General features: G+C 46.6%; 15 protein-coding genes and 2 riboswitches. Of the genes, 4 read left to right on the plus strand and 11 right to left on the minus strand.

The window, feature by feature from the left end; genetic code table 11:
• Positions 1-17 precede the first annotated feature (17 nt).
• The 4 genes from AB1757_29775 to AB1757_29790 all read right to left on the minus strand — a co-directional run bounded on the left by AB1757_29775 (position 18) and on the right by AB1757_29790 (position 6,352).
• Positions 18-1,010, minus strand: a complete 993-nt coding sequence (locus AB1757_29775; GenBank protein ID MEW6131256.1) for a ketoacyl-ACP synthase III — start codon at positions 1,008-1,010, stop codon at positions 18-20.
• A 101-nt stretch (positions 1,011-1,111) separates the two neighbouring features.
• Positions 1,112-1,957 (minus strand): alpha/beta hydrolase, encoded by an 846-nt coding sequence (locus AB1757_29780; GenBank protein ID MEW6131257.1) that lies wholly within the window; start codon positions 1,955-1,957, stop codon positions 1,112-1,114.
• Between the two features lie 68 nt (positions 1,958-2,025).
• Positions 2,026-5,523, minus strand: coding sequence for a TonB-dependent receptor (locus tag AB1757_29785; protein ID MEW6131258.1), 3,498 nt, complete (start codon positions 5,521-5,523; stop codon positions 2,026-2,028).
• Between the two features lie 130 nt (positions 5,524-5,653).
• A complete protein-coding gene (locus tag AB1757_29790) occupies positions 5,654-6,352 on the minus strand; it encodes a TetR/AcrR family transcriptional regulator (protein ID MEW6131259.1) in 699 nt (232 codons plus the stop codon).
• 128 nt (positions 6,353-6,480) lie between these two features.
• A riboswitch (cobalamin riboswitch) is annotated at positions 6,481-6,693 on the plus strand.
• A 95-nt stretch (positions 6,694-6,788) separates the two neighbouring features.
• On the opposite strand from AB1757_29790, the gene AB1757_29795 reads away from it, so the two are divergent.
• From AB1757_29795 to AB1757_29810, 4 genes are all read left to right on the plus strand, one after another.
• Positions 6,789-7,694, plus strand: a complete 906-nt coding sequence (locus tag AB1757_29795; GenBank protein MEW6131260.1) for a cobalamin-binding protein — start codon at positions 6,789-6,791, stop codon at positions 7,692-7,694.
• A gap of 5 nt (positions 7,695-7,699) precedes the next feature.
• Positions 7,700-8,761: an iron ABC transporter permease gene (locus AB1757_29800; protein MEW6131261.1), complete on the plus strand. Its 1,062-nt coding sequence runs from the start codon at positions 7,700-7,702 to the stop codon at positions 8,759-8,761.
• Positions 8,762-8,809: 48 nt separating this feature from the next.
• Positions 8,810-9,679: an ABC transporter ATP-binding protein gene (locus tag AB1757_29805; protein MEW6131262.1), complete on the plus strand. Its 870-nt coding sequence runs from the start codon at positions 8,810-8,812 to the stop codon at positions 9,677-9,679.
• A riboswitch (cobalamin riboswitch) is annotated at positions 9,680-9,944 on the plus strand.
• A gap of 27 nt (positions 9,945-9,971) precedes the next feature.
• Positions 9,972-12,344 carry a TonB-dependent receptor gene (locus tag AB1757_29810; GenBank protein MEW6131263.1) on the plus strand — a complete coding sequence of 791 codons (2,373 nt, stop codon included), beginning with the start codon at positions 9,972-9,974 and terminating at the stop codon, positions 12,342-12,344.
• 90 nt (positions 12,345-12,434) lie between these two features.
• Here the strand turns inward: AB1757_29810 and AB1757_29815 are convergent, their stop codons facing one another.
• The 7 genes from AB1757_29815 to AB1757_29845 all read right to left on the minus strand — a co-directional run bounded on the left by AB1757_29815 (position 12,435) and on the right by AB1757_29845 (position 18,356).
• Positions 12,435-12,857 carry an RHS repeat domain-containing protein gene (locus tag AB1757_29815; GenBank protein ID MEW6131264.1) on the minus strand — a complete coding sequence of 141 codons (423 nt, stop codon included), beginning with the start codon at positions 12,855-12,857 and terminating at the stop codon, positions 12,435-12,437.
• Between the two features lie 103 nt (positions 12,858-12,960).
• The gene (locus AB1757_29820) at positions 12,961-13,356 is read right to left on the minus strand and encodes a hypothetical protein (GenBank protein ID MEW6131265.1); all 396 of its coding nucleotides are present in this window, start codon (positions 13,354-13,356) and stop codon (positions 12,961-12,963) included.
• 211 nt (positions 13,357-13,567) lie between these two features.
• Positions 13,568-13,909, minus strand: a complete 342-nt coding sequence (locus AB1757_29825) for a hypothetical protein (GenBank protein ID MEW6131266.1) — start codon at positions 13,907-13,909, stop codon at positions 13,568-13,570.
• Positions 13,894-15,459 (minus strand): RHS repeat-associated core domain-containing protein, encoded by a 1,566-nt coding sequence (locus AB1757_29830; GenBank protein ID MEW6131267.1) that lies wholly within the window; start codon positions 15,457-15,459, stop codon positions 13,894-13,896. Before AB1757_29830 ends, AB1757_29825 begins: the two co-directional genes overlap by 16 nt.
• 100 nt (positions 15,460-15,559) lie before the next feature.
• Positions 15,560-16,384, minus strand: coding sequence for a hypothetical protein (locus AB1757_29835; protein MEW6131268.1), 825 nt, complete (start codon positions 16,382-16,384; stop codon positions 15,560-15,562).
• A gap of 362 nt (positions 16,385-16,746) precedes the next feature.
• Entirely contained in the window at positions 16,747-17,322 is a 576-nt protein-coding gene (locus tag AB1757_29840) for a peptidoglycan-binding domain-containing protein (GenBank protein MEW6131269.1), read from the minus strand.
• A gap of 239 nt (positions 17,323-17,561) precedes the next feature.
• Positions 17,562-18,356 carry a cytochrome c3 family protein gene (locus AB1757_29845; protein ID MEW6131270.1) on the minus strand — a complete coding sequence of 265 codons (795 nt, stop codon included), beginning with the start codon at positions 18,354-18,356 and terminating at the stop codon, positions 17,562-17,564.
• Between the last annotated feature and the right edge of the window lie 407 nt (positions 18,357-18,763).

Here is an 18,763-nt window from a genome sequence, read left to right on the forward strand (position 1 = left end):
AATAAAATTTCAGGCGATTAATAACGGAAAACCGAGCAAGCCATATTTAATCCGCCGCCCGATGCGCACATCAAAAAAATATCGCCACGTTTTAATTTGCCGTTGCGGATGGCATCATCCAGAACCATCGGCATACAGGCGGAACCGGTGTATCCCCACTTTTGCATAATCGTGTGGGTTCGCGAGAAAGGAACATTTAATTGTTCCAGCACGATTTTTATCGTACTCAGGTTGACCTGAGTGAATAAAAACAAGTTCACATCATCAAGCGTAAGCGTAGCTTTTTCGAGGGTCTCTTTGATAATTTTTTGCCAGCCATTGATATTGACTTCCGGCGGATACTTTTGCAGAAAACGCAGTTTATTAAATTTTCCCTGAGCTAAAACCGTATCGTTTATTGGTTGTCGGGTTCCGCCTGCATAAATGCCCATGAATTCAGCGAAACTACCATCCGCAACCAGTTTCGAGGTGACATAGCCGGTACTTTCTTCGGTGGCTTGTAACACAATCGCCCCTGCGCCATCGGCAAACAGCGTACAGGTCTTTTTATCCGTCCAGTCAAGATATTTGGTCATGGCATAGACGCCAATGACCAGCACATTTTCATAAGCCCGGTCGGCAATCAGATATTTCGTCGCCACATCAAGCGCCGTGACGAACCCTGCACAAGCGGCGTTCAAATCAAACGTACCGGCATGGGTTGCGCCAAGGCGATGTTGGACGACCACAGAGGTCGCCGGTGAAATATATTCCGGCGTATCGGTTGCGAGAATGATTAAATCAATCTCTGAGGCATCGAGTTGGGCATCCTTCAATGCCTTGAAAGCGGCTGCTGTAGCCAAATCTGCGGCGCTCTCGGTGTCTGAACAGACATGACGCTTTTCGATACCGACAACTTTTGAAACAAACTCGTTGATGTCTTCACCAAGAATTTCGCTCAACTCCTGATTGGTTAAAATTTTTTCCGGTACATATGCTGAGGTACTGATAAGTTTTACATTTCGTGACATGATCTGCCTGACTTGATAATGCAGGGATGTGCGCAATATCAGGTTTTTGATAATTAGAAATCAGATGCTACCGTTCAACAAATATTCGACAAGCAGCAAAATTATTTTAAAAAGCTGGTGATAGCCATTGCCATCTTTTGTGCGCCCTCGCCAAACAGCATGGTCATGTGATTGCCGGGAATTTCCGCATATTGGCAATCGCGGAGATTGGTCGCGGTTTCTTCGGCGTCCGCGACCGTCACAATCGGCGGGGTATCATTTAACCCAAATCCTGTGATGCCTCGCAATAAAAGCGTCGGATGTGCGATTTTCGATAAATGAGCAAACCAGTTTTCTGCATGGGCTTTGTGTAAGGCTTCCAAAATATTTTCAGGACGCGACCGGGCATTGACCGAGCCATCCGGGTGGGTTTCAATATCAGCGCGAAAATAACTTTCGATGGTCGTGTCCCACCAGCCTTCATAAAAGGGCGCTTTTTTTATTATCGCAAGGTATTCATCCCATGAAGTGTATCTTTGCCCAAGACGTGCAAGCGACGGTTGAATCAATTCAATGACTTTGGCATTCACCAGCCTTGCAGCAGAATCCATGATGACGAGTTTTTCAAATCGTTCAGGATAGTGCGCCGCAAGGTACATGGTCAGCAATCCACCAAACGAATGCCCGCCGATATGAACCCTTTCAAGGTTGAGCGCATCAAGCAACTGAATGATGTCCTGCGCATGGTCAGCCATTGAATAGCCGCTCGCAGGTTTTTCCGATAACCCGCGACCGCGTAAATCAAGCGCCAGAATATGCAGATGCTCATTCAACCCGGCTTGCAATAATCCGTCGAAACAATGGGCGTTTGCCGTAAGACCCGGAAACAATAAAAGTTTTTTTCCCTGGTTCGGGTATTCAACATAGTGCAATTCGATTCCGTTTACATCGGCAAATTGATCAATCATTTTATGACCTCAAAAAGGTGAATGAACCGTGACAATTAAATCATGCTCATTCACCTTTTGTTTAATGATTAATAGTTAAACTTGAACACCAGTTGAATGATTCGCGGGTTGTTACTGGTTGAAATAATCCGACCGAATGAACCCGGATTAATGATATTGCCATTCGCGTCCAGGCTGCCACCCGATGCCACGACTGCATTGAGGTCGCTTATCGGGTTAGCAAAATTCACCTGATTGAACAGATTAAAGAATTCTGCGCGGAGTTCGATGTTTTTGGATTCGGTGACGCGGATTTTTTTAATGATTGAAAAATCCACATTGTTTTGACTGAACCCGCGTAAAGCGTTTCGCCCGACATTTCCAAAATCCGTGCCAACGGCTCCGGCGACGGCTGCTCCACCGGAACTGGGAATCACTTGACCGGCTTGAACCACCGGGCGCGCGAAAGCAAACGGATTGAAATAGTAACCCGCAGGAGCGGAAAAAAGCGCGCTCTTATGGTCGCCGATGTTCGCCCAGTTCGGTCTGGCAAGTGCCGCGCTGCCTCCTGCAATTCCGTAGAAAGAACCGGCTCCGGTATCGGTGATGTCAATCGGTAAACCCGACATTGAAGTGACGATGCCTGCGACTTGCCAGCCACCCAGAAGCATTCGTCCGGCAGCACTGTTTTCAGCAAATCCCGGAATCGGCAAATCATAAATAAAACTCACCACCAGGCGGTGTGTGCGGTCAAAATCCGAGACGCCGCGATTGGCGCGGTTGTTGCGCTGGTTTCCCAGTATCGGGCTGGTTTCGCCTACTGCGCCGGGGTTTACTACCCCACCGACCCCTGAACCGCCACCTTGCCCGGAGGCATTATCAATTGATTTGGCATAGGTGTAAGCCGCCAGGAATTGCAATCCATTTGAAAACCGCTTGGTCAGGCTGGACTGTAACGCATGGTAATTCGATTGCGCGGTTGATTGATTCTGAAAAAAGCCATTGATAGAGGTTCCTTGAAACGGCGCTCGTAAAGCAGCATTTGCCGGCGTGTTGGTGGTGATGACTGCGCCCGTGACTGCATTGGTGATGGGGTTTTGCACGGATGCCAGCGATGCTTGATTGATGGCAATTTGCCGGAACAGATTACTGCCGCGCGTTCCAACATAAGCGACTTCCAGCAGCAAATTTTTCACGACCTCGTATTGAGTGTTGAAATTGAATTGTTGCAGGTAAGGAGTGCGAATACCCCGGTCAAACAGCGTCCCTGAAAGTGCCACACCGGGAACCAGAGTCGGAAATTGATTCTGAGTTGGCGCGGCAAAGAATGGGTCAGCAACCGGCGCTCCGATTCTTGCCCCGAAGACATAAGTTGGTGGCGCAATCACATTCAGGGTGATGTATTGAAATGAGGTACGCGAATAAAACACACCGTATCCACCGCGTAAAATCAGGCGGTTTGAATCGAGCGGCGAATAGGCAAAGCCGATGCGCGGCGCGAAGTTATTCGGGTCGATGCTATGAAGCACCCGCTTATCTACATTGGGAATATCGGCAACATCATATTGACTGATGACATTTCCGGCTTGCACAAAGCCGCCAATCGGCGGACCAAGCGGCACCCCGCCAATTGCCAGCGGACGCGGTTGATAGAGCGTCGGGTCAAAGGTGGCAATGCGTCCGCGTGTATCATAAGGCGGTAAGTCGAGTTCATAGCGCGCGCCGAGATTCAGCGTTAGATTCGGTGATAATTTCCAATCATCCTGAACGAAGAAATTGTAATCGGTTGAACGCAGGCTGCGGTTTCCGACACCGCTGCCAAAAATTGTGACGAAAGTATTGCCGGTCAGGAAATTGTTGAAATTGAGAAAATCAATTTGTCCGCGAGTGAAGAAATTGAGCACATAATTGTTTTCGTTGTAGCGAATTTCCGCGCCGGTGCGGAGGTTATGTTTGCCGCGAATCAGGGTAAGGGTATCGGCAAAGGTTGTCGAAGGCGCAGTGGCTTTGACATCGATGGTCGGCGAAGTTCCGATGACTACACCGCCGGCAGCCGGAGCGATACGAATCAACGGTAAACCCGGAAAGGCATCTGCGTTAGCCCTGCGAATCCCGACATCCGAATCATTCACAGGCTCTTCGGGAAAGGCATCGACGCGGATGAAGTTGTATCCGAATCGCGCTTCATTGATGAATGTGGGGCTGAAGGCATGAACATCTTGCACGACAATCAACCGGTTATTATTTTTTTGCAGATTGCCAAACCCTGGGACATTTGGTCCACCGCCTAAAAAGCTCGGTAAGACGAGCGTCTGCGGCGCATTTGAGAAGAAAAATTTGATCGCCAGTGAATTCTTTTCACTCAACCGATGATCAAGATTGGCATTGAATTGATTTTCATCGAATTCGGAAGGCGTCGAACCCGAATAACGACCATTGGCTTGCGGTGTGGGAATAAGATATTGCCCGCTCCCTAGTTTTACATTGAGCAAGGCGAGCGCCGTCGGATTGATTGATGTGGCAAGTTGACCGGTCGGCAATGTCGGTTTGAAGGTATTTAACAAGGTGCGTTCCGACCGGTCATCTGTGAGCCCCGGCGCGACGAGAATGTTGGAGGATAGACTGTTGATGATGGACGCGCCGTTTTTTTCGCGGGTCCCTTGGTAAGATGCGAAGAAGAAAGTTTTATCCTTAACGATTTTTCCACCAAGCGTTCCACCGAAGACGTTACGGCTGAGTTCGGGGCGGTCAACCCCGGCGGCTTGTAAAAACGGATTATTGGCATTTAACGCCTGGTTGCGGAAATACTCATACACGGTTCCGTGAAAATCATTCGACCCGCTTTTCGTGACCGCCTGAATATTGCCGCCGCCCGAACGACCGAAGGTTGCGTCATAAAGCGAGGTTTGCACTTTGAATTCCTGAATGGTTTCGGGTGCGGGTACAGCCAGTGACGGCGCAGAGTTGGTTCCCATCGAATTGGCATCAACGCCATTGATTTGAAAATTATTATTGGTGACGCGCGCGCCATTAACGGAAATATTCTGCGAATTGCGCCCGACCGAGGTGTTATCCGGCAAGTAGGTGGCGGCACCCGGTGAGAGTCCGAGAATCTGTGTGAAATTGCGCGTGGCGAGCGGCAATTCCGAAACCGTGCGCGAATCGATGACCCGACCGAGTTGCGCGCCTTCCTGCTGCACGAGCGGCGCTGCGGCGTTTATGTTGACGGTTTCTTCGGAAATCGCGCCGACTTGTAAAACCGCATTCAGCGAAGTGGTTTCGGTAATCACCACTTTGATGTTATCGAAAATTGATTTTTTAAAACCGTTTGCCTGAAAGGTGACGCGATATTCACCGGGAGGCAAGAGCGGCAGGGAATAGGTTCCGGCATCGTCGGTGGTGATTTTTCGTTCAATGCCGGTCGCTTGATTGGTGACCATAATCTCTGCGCCGGATAGGACGGCACCGGTCTGGTCTTTTACGGTTCCGGCAATGCGCCCGGTGGTCGGGGTTTGTGCCAGCGAAACGGTTGGTAAAATGGTTAAACAAAGCATCAAAAAAGCCGCCAGGTGTCTAATCGGTTTCATAGAGTCCTCTCCTTGGGGAATGGTTTGGTTTTTATAAAAACGGACGTCCGTCTTTTATGCAAATAATAAAAACGAACGTTCGTTCAAATTGATTTTATGCGAATATCAAACGTCGGCTTATGGGTTTCGCTTAGTTTGACAGTTTAGAGAGCTTGCGCGCGGGTCTGGGTTTCGCACGCGCCGGTTTTGCGCGCAAACGTGAAATGCCATCGGGTTCGAGCATCCCGCGTGAAAAGATTTCCGTCAGTGTGGAAATCACTTTTTCATCGCTCATCCCGAAATGGCGATTGCCACCGAATAGTTTTTCAACCAGAAAATAGTTGAAAAATTGCATATAGATTGCCGTAAATCCCACCGCCGGGTCGATGCCTTTGTGTAAGGCGCGATGCTTTTTGAGCGCAGAGAAGTGGCGATTGAATTGTCGTTGCAGGTTTTTTGCCAACCCATCGAACATTTTTCTGAAATGTTGATTTTGAAATTCCAGCACATCTATATACATCAACAACCAGAAATCATGATGAACATCAACCACGCTTTTTATCCGTTTACCAAATAACAGGAGATTTTCCGGTAACAATGGCTCTTCGATTTCCTGAAAAATATTTTTCAACCGCTCATCAATCAGCACCAGGTACTTCGCGATGATGGATTCGAGAATCGATTCCTTGGTCTTGAAATAATTATAAAGGTTTCCAAGAGAAACCCCGGCTTTAGCAGCGATGTCACGCATGGATGTCGCATGAAAACCCTGTTTGATGAACAGGTCTTTGGCGGCATCCTCGATTCGCTGCTTTTTTTCTTCAATAACTTCAGCGCCAAGTTTTGGCATGAAGAGAGCTCCTAAGAAAAACGAACGTCCGTACTTTATTTTGGATTGGTTTTTATGTCAAGCAGGAATTGAAGCGGTTTGACGGCGAATCAACCGGCGTGCTAGGGTGCTTTTTCAAATTGGTTGTTTGAGTCAATGGTTTTTCAGGTGCCTGGTTCGTTGAGAACCGGGAGAATAGGGAAGTCGGGTGCAAATCCCGCGCGGTCGCGCCACTGTAATACCGGAAAAATTCTAACCCATTGCCACTGAGCAGATCTCGGGAAGGCGGTTGGAATGGGTCGTTCAGTAATGAACTGCCCCAAGGTTAAGTCAGGAGACCTGCCTGAATGCTTACCTTTTCGCTCTTCGCACGAGAGAGCAGGGCACACCGGCAAGTTTACTGATTTCAGGCTCCTGCCAGACCTTCTTTCGCGAAGCGTTGGCAGGAGCCTTTTGTTTGCAATACAAGATATTCAATTTAATAGCCGGTCAAACTAAACTTCGGGTTTTTGCAATCTTCATGGCAATGGTGTTTTGTGCCGCCTGTATTACCAAGCCGGAAAAATCAACCAATCAGATAACCATCACCGATGAGTTAGGGCGAACCCTTCATGTTGTTGCCAATCCGCAGAGAATCGTGTCATTGGCTCCTTCAGTAACTGAAACCCTTTTTGCGCTTGGGGTGGATGAAAAGGTTGTCGGGGTAACCAGTTATTGTGATTATCCCCAGGCAGCTAAAAGCAAAGTGAAAGTTGGCGATACCCTGCGCCCGAACCTCGAAAGAATTATCGCGCTCAAACCCGACCTGGTGATTATCTCCACCTCAAGCCAACTTGAAGTGTTCGTCAAATTGCTCGAAGAGGCAGGCATTCCGGTTTACGTGAATAACCCGCGCACCCTGGAAGAAACCATCAATTCAATTCAACGATTAGGTGAAATTTCAGGCGCGAGCGCGCAAGGCAAGGAATTAGCCGAAACCCTTCGCGCCCGCATTGCGCTGGTTCATTCACGCATTCAAGCTGATAAACCACCAAAGGTTTTCATCATGCTGGGCGCTGAACCACTGATTACTGCTGGCGGGAAAAGTTTCATCAACGATCTGGTTACTCAGGCGGGGGGCATTTCGATTTCAAGGGATGAATCGGCTGACTACCCGCAATACAGTCTGGAAACGGTTATCGCCAGGCAGCCGGAGGTGATTTTTTTACAGGCGGGGGACGAGAAATTACCCGCGCGATTACAGAAAACTCCGGCGGCGCGAAATGGTAAAGTTTTTCATATCAATGATGATCTGTTGCTGAGACCCGGACCACGTATTGTCGATGGTCTGGAAGATATGGCTGCAAAAATCAATTCAAAGTGAAACCGATGCAAGAAACCCAATCAACAACTGAACCGGCAACCGGCGCAACTATTTCAAAATTGCGGCTGACCAAACATAAACTGGTGATGACGCTGATTGTTTTGATTTGTGTTTTGCTACTGGTTGCAGGGTTTGCGATGGCTGTGGGAAGTGAATCGATTGGCATTCTTAGCATCTTTAAAATTCTTTTTGCCAAATTGACTGGGGGGACAACCGAGATTTCGGAAGAGTATCAAACCATCATTGCTGAAATCCGATTCCCGCGAATTATTCTGGCAATCATCGTCGGCGCGGCGTTATCGGTTGCCGGGGCTGCCTATCAGGCTTTGTTAAGAAACCCGCTGGCTGATTCATATATTCTTGGCGTTTCGACCGGAGCAGCCTTAGGGGCAATCGCGGCGACGGTTTTTGCGGAACGATTATTAATTGCCAGACCGTTTGCCGCCTTCATTGGCGCAAGCCTTACCATCTGGCTGGTCTATTATCTGGGGCAGGCGCATCGTGGAGCGACAACCGAACGTTTGATTTTAGCCGGAGTGATTGTCAACAGCTTTCTCTCTTCGGCGGTAATATTTTTACTGACGGTGGCTTCCGGTGCGCGGCTGCAAAGTGTGTTTTCGTGGCTCATCGGTTATCTGGGAACTGATGTGAAATTGTTACCGGTGGTTGGTGTATTTATTTTAACCGGCATTTCAGTGATTTTTCTGCACGCCCGAAGTTTGAATTTATTGATGGTTGGCGAAGATGAAGCGCGCACCCTGGGGGTTGATGTGAAGCGCGTACAAATTACGGTTTTCGTCGCTTCTTCTTTGATAACCGGAGCCGCTGTTGCCGTAAGCGGCGTCATCGGATTTGTGGGGTTGATTATCCCGCACGCCGTCCGCCTGGTAATGGGCAGCGATAATCGTCTGGTGATTCCTGCATCGGCATTAACCGGAGCAATATTTTTATTGCTTGGCGATACCCTGGCGCGCACCCTTATTGCACCACGAGAACTGCATATTGGCGTGGTCACGGCAATGATTGGCGCGCCCGCTTTTGTCTATTTATTAAGAAAGGCGAATTAAAAACGAGTTGTCGGTTGGTATTCACCACGCAAATGAAAGGCAGTTTCAATGAAGTATCAAAATTTTCATCCCCCATACGCCATTAGCCAAACTGAAGCGAACCCTCATCGACCGCTTTTGAATGTGGAGCATCTGTCATTTAAATATTCAAAACCGATTTTAAATGCGGTTTCCTTATCAGCTTTTGATGGGGATTTGATTACCATTCTCGGCGCAAATGGCGCGGGAAAAAGTACGCTGTTAAAAATTATTGTCGGTTTGCAAAAATTGCAGACCGGCAAAGTCGAAATCGACGGCAGGGAACTTGCCAAATTGTCCGGGAAAAAACTCGCCAGACTCATTGGTTATGTTCCCCAGGATACCACCTTAAAATTTCCGATAACCGCAACGGAATTCGTTCTCCAGGGTCGATTCGCTTATGGCAATCTCATCGGCTTTGAAAGCGACGAGGATATTCGTGAAGCCGAGCGCGCTATGGATTTAACCGAAACCACACATCTGTCTGCCTGTTTGATGAACGAACTTTCGGGAGGCGAACGTCAACGTCTGATGCTTGCCCGCGCTTTAGCTATTCGCCCGCGAATTCTGGTTCTTGATGAACCGGTCGCCAATCTCGATATTGCCCATCAGGTAAAACTTTTTGAGTTGGTGAAGCGATTAACCGTTGAAGACCGGATTGCCGCAATTGTGGTGACTCATGAATTAAACCTGGCAGCGGAATTTTCAACTCAAGCTTTGTTGCTGAAAGCCGGTGAAGTGTTGGCGTTTGGCAACCCTTGCGAGGTGATGAACGAAGAAAATTTATCCGTTTTATTCGGAGCAAATTTATTCATCGATAAAAACCCGTTGAGCGGTTTGCCGAGAATCACCATCGCTTCTGCACAAAATCGTTCTACCGTTCTTCATCATCAGCGGTGAAGAAAGTTACTGGTTCTTTATTAACCCGGATTGTCGTTGCAGGGAAGGCGGTGTGAATCCGTCACTGTCCCGCAACTGTATTTTGCAACGAACCAACCGATTGTGAATCTTCACAATCAACCACTGCTCAAGGTTGAGCGGGAAGGTGTTGGAGTAGGTTTTCGTTATTCAGCAGGTGGTAGGGAAATATTTATTTCCGGGAATTACCGATTGATTAACGGACTGGCATCAAGTCAGGAAACCTGCGCGGCAATCTCCAACTCAAACTCTTTCGAGGAAAAGGAGAAAGTTTATGAAAGAAAAAATAACCGCTCCACGTGTACCGCATTTCTGCAAATTTCAATACCGCTTATTCTTCGTGCTTTTATTGCTCATTCATTCCATTAACCCGATAGCTTTGGCTTCCGAACCGACCGGTCGACTAGAAGGCGTCGTAAATGATCAATCCGGCGCAACGCTGGCAGAGGTCTCGGTAAAATTACGAGATGCTTCCGGGGTTGTCGCTTATCAGACAAAAACCAATAATGACGGGCGTTTTTCAATGGTTGTCAGCGAGGGGAAATATTATTTGTATGTCGAGGCAAAAGGCTTTTCTCAGCCTGACAAACCCCTGATTGAAATTGTTGGAGGCGAGAAAAAAACGATTCAGGTCGAATTAAAAGTTGCGGCATTGGATGAAAATATTGTGGTGACAGCGACTCGCACACCGACTCCCGCCGATGAACTGACCGGTTCGACAGCGGTCATTAACGCCAATGATTTTGAGCGCAAGCACAATTCGCAAATATCCGAAGCCTTGAGGCTCGTTCCCGGTTTGACAGTTGCCCAAAGCGGCGGGCGCGGCGCTATCACCAGCATTTTCATTCGGGGCGGAGAATCCGATTACAACAAAGTATTAATTGATGGGGTGCCGGTGAACGCTGCCGGTGGGCTTTATGATTTTGCTTTTTTAACACCGGAAAATTTAGAGCGGGTTGAAGTCGTTCGCGGACCCCGTAGCGCGCTTTTCGGTTCGGATGCCATGACCGGGGTGATTCAATTGATAACTCGACGCGGTTCCACTACAACCCCTGAAGTAGAACTTTCCGGCGAAGGTGGAAATTTAAATTATCACCGGGAAAACTTTTTGGTTTCGGGATTGACCCGTTGGTTTGATTACACCTCGAGTTTGGCTTACCAGAATACCGACGGACAATTTCGCAATGCGGATTTCATCAATCGCTCGGCATCAGTTAATCTCGGCTTTAAATTAAATCCCCAAGCCGACCTGCGTATTTTATCGCGAGTGAACAACACGACGCTCGGCGTACCCAATGCGGTAGGCAGGCTATTTGCTGACCCCGACCAGCGACAAAAACACCACGACATCGCGCTATCAGGAGCATTGGACTATCGCACCACCTCTCGTTGGTATCAAACGGCGAGATTTATTTTTTCGGAATTTGAAACCCATAGCTTCGACCCGAAAGCTCAGGATTTATTCCAACCGGATACGCCGCCGTTTCCACCCGGTTCATTCGGAAATGATTTTGCGTTCAGCTTTCGTGACCATCAAAAACGCCTGGGCTTTCAATATCAGACGATTGCCGCGCTCTCTTCGACAAATGTTTTAACCGCCGGCTTGGATGTCGAACATGAAGCGGCAGTATTTACAGATGATTTCTCTCGCGTATCGCCCACCAGAAATAATCTCGGATTGTATGTTCAAGACCAGTTGTCGTTGTTGGAGCGATTATTTATCACCGCAGGGGTGCGCCTGGAAAGAAATAGCGGCGATGTCCCGAAGGATTTGCAAGAGGCATTGTCAGGTTTAGGGAATTCAGCGCCTGTCGAAGATGTCGGGTTCGGCGTGAAAGCCAATCCCAAAGTGGCGCTATCGTTTCTGATGCGGCGTCAACAAGACGGCGTATGGGGGGCAACGCGATTGAAGGGCAGTTTCGGGACTGGTATTAAAGAACCATCATTGGTGGAAGCCTTCAGTCCCAGTATATTTTTTCTCGGCAACCCCGATTTGAAACCTGAACGTGCTGTCAGTTTTGATGCGGGCATCGTGCAGGAATTTTTTAATCGCCGGGCAAGCCTTGAAGCCAGCTATTTTGACAATCGATTCCGTGACCAGATTGTTTTCGTGTTTGATCCGTTGACCTTTGGCGCAATCCAGCTTCCGAATGGACGTTTAACCAATTTCGTCAATCAAGACCGCGCCTCGGCTCGGGGATTGGAACTCATTAGTGCCTTGCGCCCGGCGCTGAAATTACAAATAGCCGCAAGTTATACCTATTTACGTTCGCGTCTGGAAAAATCAGCAACCGCTATGAACGAAGTCGGATTAGCGTTGCTCAGACGCCCAAAACATTCCGGCGCATTTGAAATCAACTGGATTGGCAACCGCTTCGATTTATCATTCGATGGCGCGATAGTCGGCAAACGCCGCGACCTCGACCCGATTTCGGGAGCGCGGTTTCTGGCGTCCGGGCTACCGATTTTCAATGATGGGTATGTGAAATTGAATCTCGCCGGTTCATACAAAATCAACAATCGCTTAACAGCATTTTTACGAATTGAGAATTTGTTGAATCAAAAGTATGAAGAGATTTTAGGCTATCCGGCAAACAAACTGAATTTCCGCGCCGGTATGCGTTTACGAATCGGCGGCGGGAAGTAATAAAGGATGGTAGGAGGCTGATTTTTTGCGTCAATCATTTTGCCGGACAACAAATTTACACAAAAAATCGGTCTCCGTTGTAAGCCATTTTCATACGCTGTCAACCACTACGCTCGTCAGCAAGCCGTTAATCAAATTGCCTTGGGTGGTGTCGTAATTGAACGCGACTTGTGGGGTCGCCGGTACACCCGTTGAGCCGACGTTGTAGCTCACCTGCCCTAAACGATTCAAACCGTCATAGCTGTAATTCGTCACCACGCCACGGGCATCGGTCTTCGAGGTGACTTGATGGAATTGATTGTAAACATATTTCGCTGTCCACATCGTCCCCGTGCCGTCGTCAATCGAAGCCGTTTGTTCGGGGATGCGTTCGTACAGGAGTCTCCCCAAATCATCGTACTTCCACGCCCGCGTTTGATTGCCTTGATTGACGCCGGTGAGTTTATCGAGCAGGTTGTAGGAATAGCTGGTCTCCTGATTGAGTGTGCCGGTCGTCACGTCTTGTTCCGTCACTTTGATGAGCCGACCGAGCGAATCACTCTCGCGTTTGATTTGACGATTGACTTGATCGGTGACAGTGACGGTTAATCCCGCATACGCCGTTTGAATGGTAAGTTTAAAGTCCAGTTAAAGATATATGTACAAAAATATTTGTCACCTTTTCGTTAATATAAACAATAGCTATACTCCAATTCTGATTTACATATAATGAAACTTTTTTAGTAAAACTACATATTAAAAAATCTTGATTTTGATGCACAATTTGTCTGCCCTTTGAATCATATTCAGAAACCGAACTTTTTTTCCGATCTGAACAGGTAAAACCGCTATTTTTCATGACATCCCAGGCATTTTTTAAATCACTTTGAACTGGAATTTTTTTTAGCACTTCTCTTTTCATTGCTTTTTGATCCTCAAGTAATCGCACTTTAGCAGATTGACAAAATATTTTTGATGCTGAAAAGGGTAGGATACAAAAAGATATTAGTAAAACGAAAGTTTTAATTCTCATGGATATTTTAACCTCCTAAAAAACTACTTGTACATGTTATGTAGCGGCTGAAAAAATTAATCAGATTAAGCCCTAGCCGTTTCAAAAAGGGTAGTTGAAAAAATCAGGATTCTTTCTGAAAATGATCTTTTCAACAAAAAACCGTTTGGGTTCCACTACCCCTATTTCAACAGTAAAATTAATAGTTCGCTCAAATTTGGGAAGAATATTCCTATCGATACAAAGTATATAGATCTATTCCCCACCCTGGTAAATCCCCATTATCGCCTAATAAACCCCTAATATCCTTGGGAGAAATTTCTGATGAAATTCCAGTAAAATGAAGAAGTGTGTAAGCAAAAGAATTACTGTTTGGACCAAGTAGGGGATTATAAGTTACCTTTTTCCCATTAAGCCAATTCATTACCCGGGTAAAAGCACCATCAAAAAATTTTTGGCATGCCCCCTCTTTCAAAGGCAAAGAAAACGCCTTATGTGGAGTTTCATTAGGCTTTGGGTAATCAACTGTATTTTCAGTATAAAACCCGCCTTGCGCAACTAAATAGGAATCCATTGGATTTTTACCTGATGGCCCCCACGATAAAAATTCGGGTGGGTCTGTAATGGCATACCATTTTCGTCAACAGTTTGAGTCAAAACATATGCATGGTAAAAAACTCTGCCATACTCAATTGCTCCCGAACTTGAAGAACTTGTAGTAACAACCTTAAATTTAATCGTTATTTGACAATATTCTTTCTTTTCCTCAACACCACTACTACGAGAATCCGCAAGGTTGGTGGGTGGGTTACAGCCGATTGAGGTAATCCCTGGACTCCAGTATCCAGTAAATTCCCCAGCAACATAATCCTGAGTCAGTCCCGTCGTAATCCAACAATCCCAATAGCGTAACCTGCTCTCCGGTTCTTCCATCAATAAACCTGAAGGGTCTATCAGCCCTACGGGATTATTTTGCACATAGGCATACCGATTCCAGCTTTTAGGATTGTCTGCCCCGCTACTTGCCCGATAAGGGTCGGCTTGGTTGAACCTGCCAATATTTGAAACGTACCCCCGATTAACCGCGTAGTCATTACCCGTCTCAGAATCCCTTTCATAGCTCGTCAGCTTGTGTTTGTCGGTTGAGCCACTGGTGTTGAGGTCTTCACCAAATGGCAGATGAGATTGTCGCCCAACCACATTGCCGCTGGTATCAAGAACAACTCGCGCGCTTAATTTATCACTCAAGAAATAGCGCGTCGTTCCCGATTCGGTCTTGTTAAGCAGGCGACCGACCCCATAAGTGTAGTTGATGAGCAACGCCCCCGATGAGCCGTTATGTTCAGCAAGAACTTGTCCGCCTTGCCAGACGCAATGCGTCACACTTGAGCCCACCGTCTTTTTCACTCGGCGATTTTGATGGTCGTAAGCGTAAGTCGCGGTCGTCCCCGAATCCACACTGACGACCCGATTCTCGGCGTCATACGCATACGAATGGACGCCGTCGTTCGTCACGTTGCCATTCGCGTCATACGCATAATTCGCTGGACTGCCGCCGTTGTTGGTCACTGAGGTGATGCGGTTGTTGGGCACGCCGCCCGATTGCGTCAACGAAATGGCTTGAATTTGATTACCCCCGCTCGTGGCATCATAAACCGATGTCCGATTGCCCCAACGGTCGTACACGAATCGTCGTTGCGCGCTCACTGAATTGGTCGTTTGATTCGAGGTAACAAGTCTGCCGAGATTGTCATAGGTGTACGCCGCGCTCTCGGTCGTAGAATTAATTGACCCGCTGATTGACATCAACTGTCCGCTGTTGCCTGCCGTTGACCCCACGCCGTTTTGTCCCGCCGATGCCGAATAATTGTAGGTCAAGTTCATCAACGAGGTCGCGCCCTTCGTTGCCGTCTGACTGACGAGTTGCAAGCGGTCTGCTGAATAGCTGTAGCTTTCTGTCACCCCGTTACCTAAGCCCAAGCCGGTCACTTGTCCGGCGATGCTGTAACTGACATTGTTCAAATAATCGCTGCCGTTGTTCTGCCCTTGCGTCTGGCTCAGTGACACGACTCGTCCTTTGTTGTCGTGATTGATGAAATAATAATAGCCCGATGGGTAGGTCAATTTCGCGGCTTGCCCCGCTTGATTGTATTGATACGAAGTCGCGTAACTCAGTTTAAATTAATCTCGACTGGAGATGTCTGCTTCATACCATCAAAATCCGTTACCCTCCCTTAATTGGCGGAATTTTTTTTGCGCGTAGTTTATTTTTTAATTCTATTATTTCAGGTGTTATATCTAAATTCACAAATTTGATTTCTTGAGATACACGCTCTAAAACAGGGGTTACCTGTTCGTCTCCTATTGCAGCTAGTACCATTGCCGCCCTTTTTTGCACTCTGTTAGCTGAATGTATCTCGCTTTGTTGGTTATCTTTTTCAACCAACGATAAATTCCGGCTTTCTAAAATTTTTAGTTGTGCCTCTGCTTTTTCGAGTGTGTCAATAAGATATGGAATTGATGAAGTACCAATATCAATTAAGGCTCGCATTGACTGATTCCAATATACCTTTGTTAGGACTATATCTGAATTCATCAAAATAATTAATTGGGGAATAGCTGCTGTTGCTTTTAATTTCCCTAAGATTTCTATGACATCATTTTCCAATCTTTGAGTTATATCTACTCTTCTAAGTTTTGTTTGGGCTTTTGTTATTTGGCGTTGGTTGTGCGTATGCATTGCCTCTATTAAATCTTTCCATGCCCTTTGTCCTTCGTCCTCTCTGCCAAGAATATATGCTTTTTTGTGACTACAACATAATTCTTCAAGCAAGCTAATTAGGGAAGGAATAGCTTTCTTACCGAGTTTAATTAATTGGCTTTTTGCATTTTTTCGTTCCATCTCATCTTGTAACCATAGTTGCAAAGGAATTAATTTATCTTTAGGTTTAATGCTTGATTCTATATGCGGTTTTCCTAGAGATTGGTTTCCTAGAATGAGTATAAAACAACCCCAAAGCAGAATAATTTTATTAAGTTTATAAAACATAATTAAATTTCTCCATGCCCACTAATTTGGTTCTTTCCCAGGTCTGAAATCAATACTAAAATCAATGTCCCTTTCCATATTACATGAAAGATTGCCTCTATTTGCGCGCCATCTGAATCGATAAGTCCCAGTTACTTCTAAACTGATTACGAAACTGTTTCGGAAACTTGCAGTTGCGCTTTACTCATTTGGAAGAATGGCTGAAGGTAAAGTTTATGATACGACTTTTGAAAAATAATTTTTATTGCGCCGGATATCAAACAATCGGCAAATAAAATCACGCAGACAATCGTTAATGCCAAATAGTAAAGCTCCGCGATTGGTGGATTAACCGGTTAATCGAAATTTCCCCTTCGCCGGTGTTATTCCTGCGGCGGTTCTTTAGGAGCGTCTGATTTGGTCTTCACTGGCACCTGGCTCAGGCTGTAGCCGCGTTTACCGACACCTAACCGTTTTAATGCATGGGCTGAGGGTAAGCCGGTGGCTTGAAGGTTATTGGCAACCTGATATTTTTTCATTGCGGCTTTGGTGGTTTCGTCATAAACGCCGGTCGCCTCACCTTGCAAGTAACCATTTTTAATCAGCGCCGATTGGATTTCGGCGACTCGTTCAGTGGGAATCGAAGAGATGACCGGGCGGATTGCCGGGGCTTGACTCGCCTGATTCTCATCCGGCTCTTCGGGTGAATCGTAATTTTTTGTCTGTTCGGGTGTCAGGGGTTTTTCGGAGGTGCTTGACGCGACTCGATTGCCATCATTTTCGTCGCCGCTGGTTTTTGACCGCGTCTGATTTTTCGCAACCGTCACCCCTCGACGCCGGGTTGACCGGCTCTTTGCTTTACTGACTTTTTTTGCAGAACCTTTGGCAGCTTTTTTTGATTTGCTCTGAGTTGATTTCTTCTGTTTCGAGTTTTTCGCCGCACTCGATTTTTTTATCATTGCCTGCGAATTGCCAACTATCAGGCAAAAAATTAATAGAACCGGGGAAACGAAACGCAAAAACTTATGCATGACAACATCCTCACTAGCCGTGTTCTGTTTGGGGTAGTTTATTCAAATCTGTTCGCATTCACCTGGAGAGGAAAGCGGAACCCAAACCGCGTGAGATTATAGCACGCCCAAGTTGAGAATTTTCAAGCGGTGAGTTCAATAGATAATTTCGGGTTTCGCAAAACTGCTTAATTTTTTTTCGCCAGCCTCTCTTTCAAAATTCTCGCCTGATCGAAAATCACATCATATCTGTCTCCGACACTATTCAAATCAAACGAATGCCACTCATCAAGCGCCGCCTTCATTGCGGAATTAATGGTTTTCATTTCCTCCTGCTCGGCACTTACCGATTGTTTACGCTCTTTGGCACGCATCAGTAATAAATTCGCCCAACTGACCAGGTAATCGGTTCGTTGCAAAGATTCCATCACCGAACGGGCACGCTTTGAAATATCAAGTCGCGTAGGCGAAACTCCATTAATAGTCGAATGGCAACTGGCACACAGGTTGGCGATTTCCGACGGAGAGTAGATTACCGATGCCCCCATATGCCCGTGACAGGTAGCGCAGGAGGGACCGGTTTCAGAGGATTTCAATCGCTGATAATGTTTACTCTCAACAAAAGCCTTAACCGTTGAGCGGTGGCATTTGCCACAGGTTTCAGGTTGATTCCATTGATTGATTTTGCTGGTTAATTCCTGCGCCGGAAGCATTCCTTCATGAGATTTTTCCTTTCCCATAGCCTTCGGGTTGCCGCCGTGACACTGGTCGCAACTGACGCCTTTATCTTTATGGGCGGAAAAATGCCATTCCAGATATTTATTGCCCAATTCAGTTGGCGAAAAGGTCGTTGAGTGACAGGCAATGCAGGAATTTGCATTCAAATTGGAATCGGTTTTTAGTTTAAGCGGTGCGGCTGATGTGAAGGGTAAATTGATAAGAATTAAAATGGCAAAGGTTAGAACACAGAGTTGTTTCAACATAATCTCACCTCGCGCTGATAAATCAAACAACACCATTGGGTCGATTCAAGTCATTAGTTAGCAAATTAGAAGCCAGTCATTTTGATCAGCTTATTCTCAAGTTTGATGGCGTTTTATCCTCAGTGATGCGAAAAATTTCGACTTGAATTGGTCAGGTCGTGAAAAATAACGCATAATTTCAGTTTTGAATTCACGCTTTTTTATGAATGGGTAAGCAATGGACGGCGCAAACCAAAACTCGACCAATGCGCGGTTAAAAAGGCATTTAATATTCATAAAGCTTAGTACAGGACAAAATTGATCTTTGAAAATGCATAAAAGGCCATCGCGGCTTTATCCTTTTCAAGAATGGTAAACCCTTGAGAGGAGAAACTACGATGACCTCGATTCGCCCGCTTGAGCGAACC

It is taken from the genome of Acidobacteriota bacterium (genome assembly GCA_040754075.1).
Lineage (GTDB): Bacteria > Acidobacteriota > Blastocatellia > UBA7656 > UBA7656 > JBFMDH01.

Excerpts from the sequence above, each read along its gene's own strand:
- AB1757_29775 (MEW6131256.1), bottom strand. The coding sequence starts at position 1,010 with ATGTCACGAAATGTAAAACTTATCAGTACCTCAGCATATGTACCGGAA.
- AB1757_29780 (MEW6131257.1), bottom strand. The coding sequence starts at position 1,957 with ATGATTGATCAATTTGCCGATGTAAACGGAATCGAATTGCACTATGTT.
- AB1757_29785 (MEW6131258.1), bottom strand. The coding sequence starts at position 5,523 with ATGAAACCGATTAGACACCTGGCGGCTTTTTTGATGCTTTGTTTAACC.
- AB1757_29790 (MEW6131259.1), bottom strand. The coding sequence starts at position 6,352 with ATGCCAAAACTTGGCGCTGAAGTTATTGAAGAAAAAAAGCAGCGAATC.
- AB1757_29800 (MEW6131261.1), top strand. The coding sequence starts at position 7,700 with ATGCAAGAAACCCAATCAACAACTGAACCGGCAACCGGCGCAACTATT.
- AB1757_29805 (MEW6131262.1), top strand. The coding sequence starts at position 8,810 with ATGAAGTATCAAAATTTTCATCCCCCATACGCCATTAGCCAAACTGAA.
- AB1757_29810 (MEW6131263.1), top strand. The coding sequence starts at position 9,972 with ATGAAAGAAAAAATAACCGCTCCACGTGTACCGCATTTCTGCAAATTT.
- AB1757_29820 (MEW6131265.1), bottom strand. The coding sequence starts at position 13,356 with ATGAGAATTAAAACTTTCGTTTTACTAATATCTTTTTGTATCCTACCC.
- AB1757_29825 (MEW6131266.1), bottom strand. The coding sequence starts at position 13,909 with ATGGATTCCTATTTAGTTGCGCAAGGCGGGTTTTATACTGAAAATACA.
- AB1757_29835 (MEW6131268.1), bottom strand. The coding sequence starts at position 16,384 with ATGTTTTATAAACTTAATAAAATTATTCTGCTTTGGGGTTGTTTTATA.
- AB1757_29840 (MEW6131269.1), bottom strand. The coding sequence starts at position 17,322 with ATGATAAAAAAATCGAGTGCGGCGAAAAACTCGAAACAGAAGAAATCA.
- AB1757_29845 (MEW6131270.1), bottom strand. The coding sequence starts at position 18,356 with ATGTTGAAACAACTCTGTGTTCTAACCTTTGCCATTTTAATTCTTATC.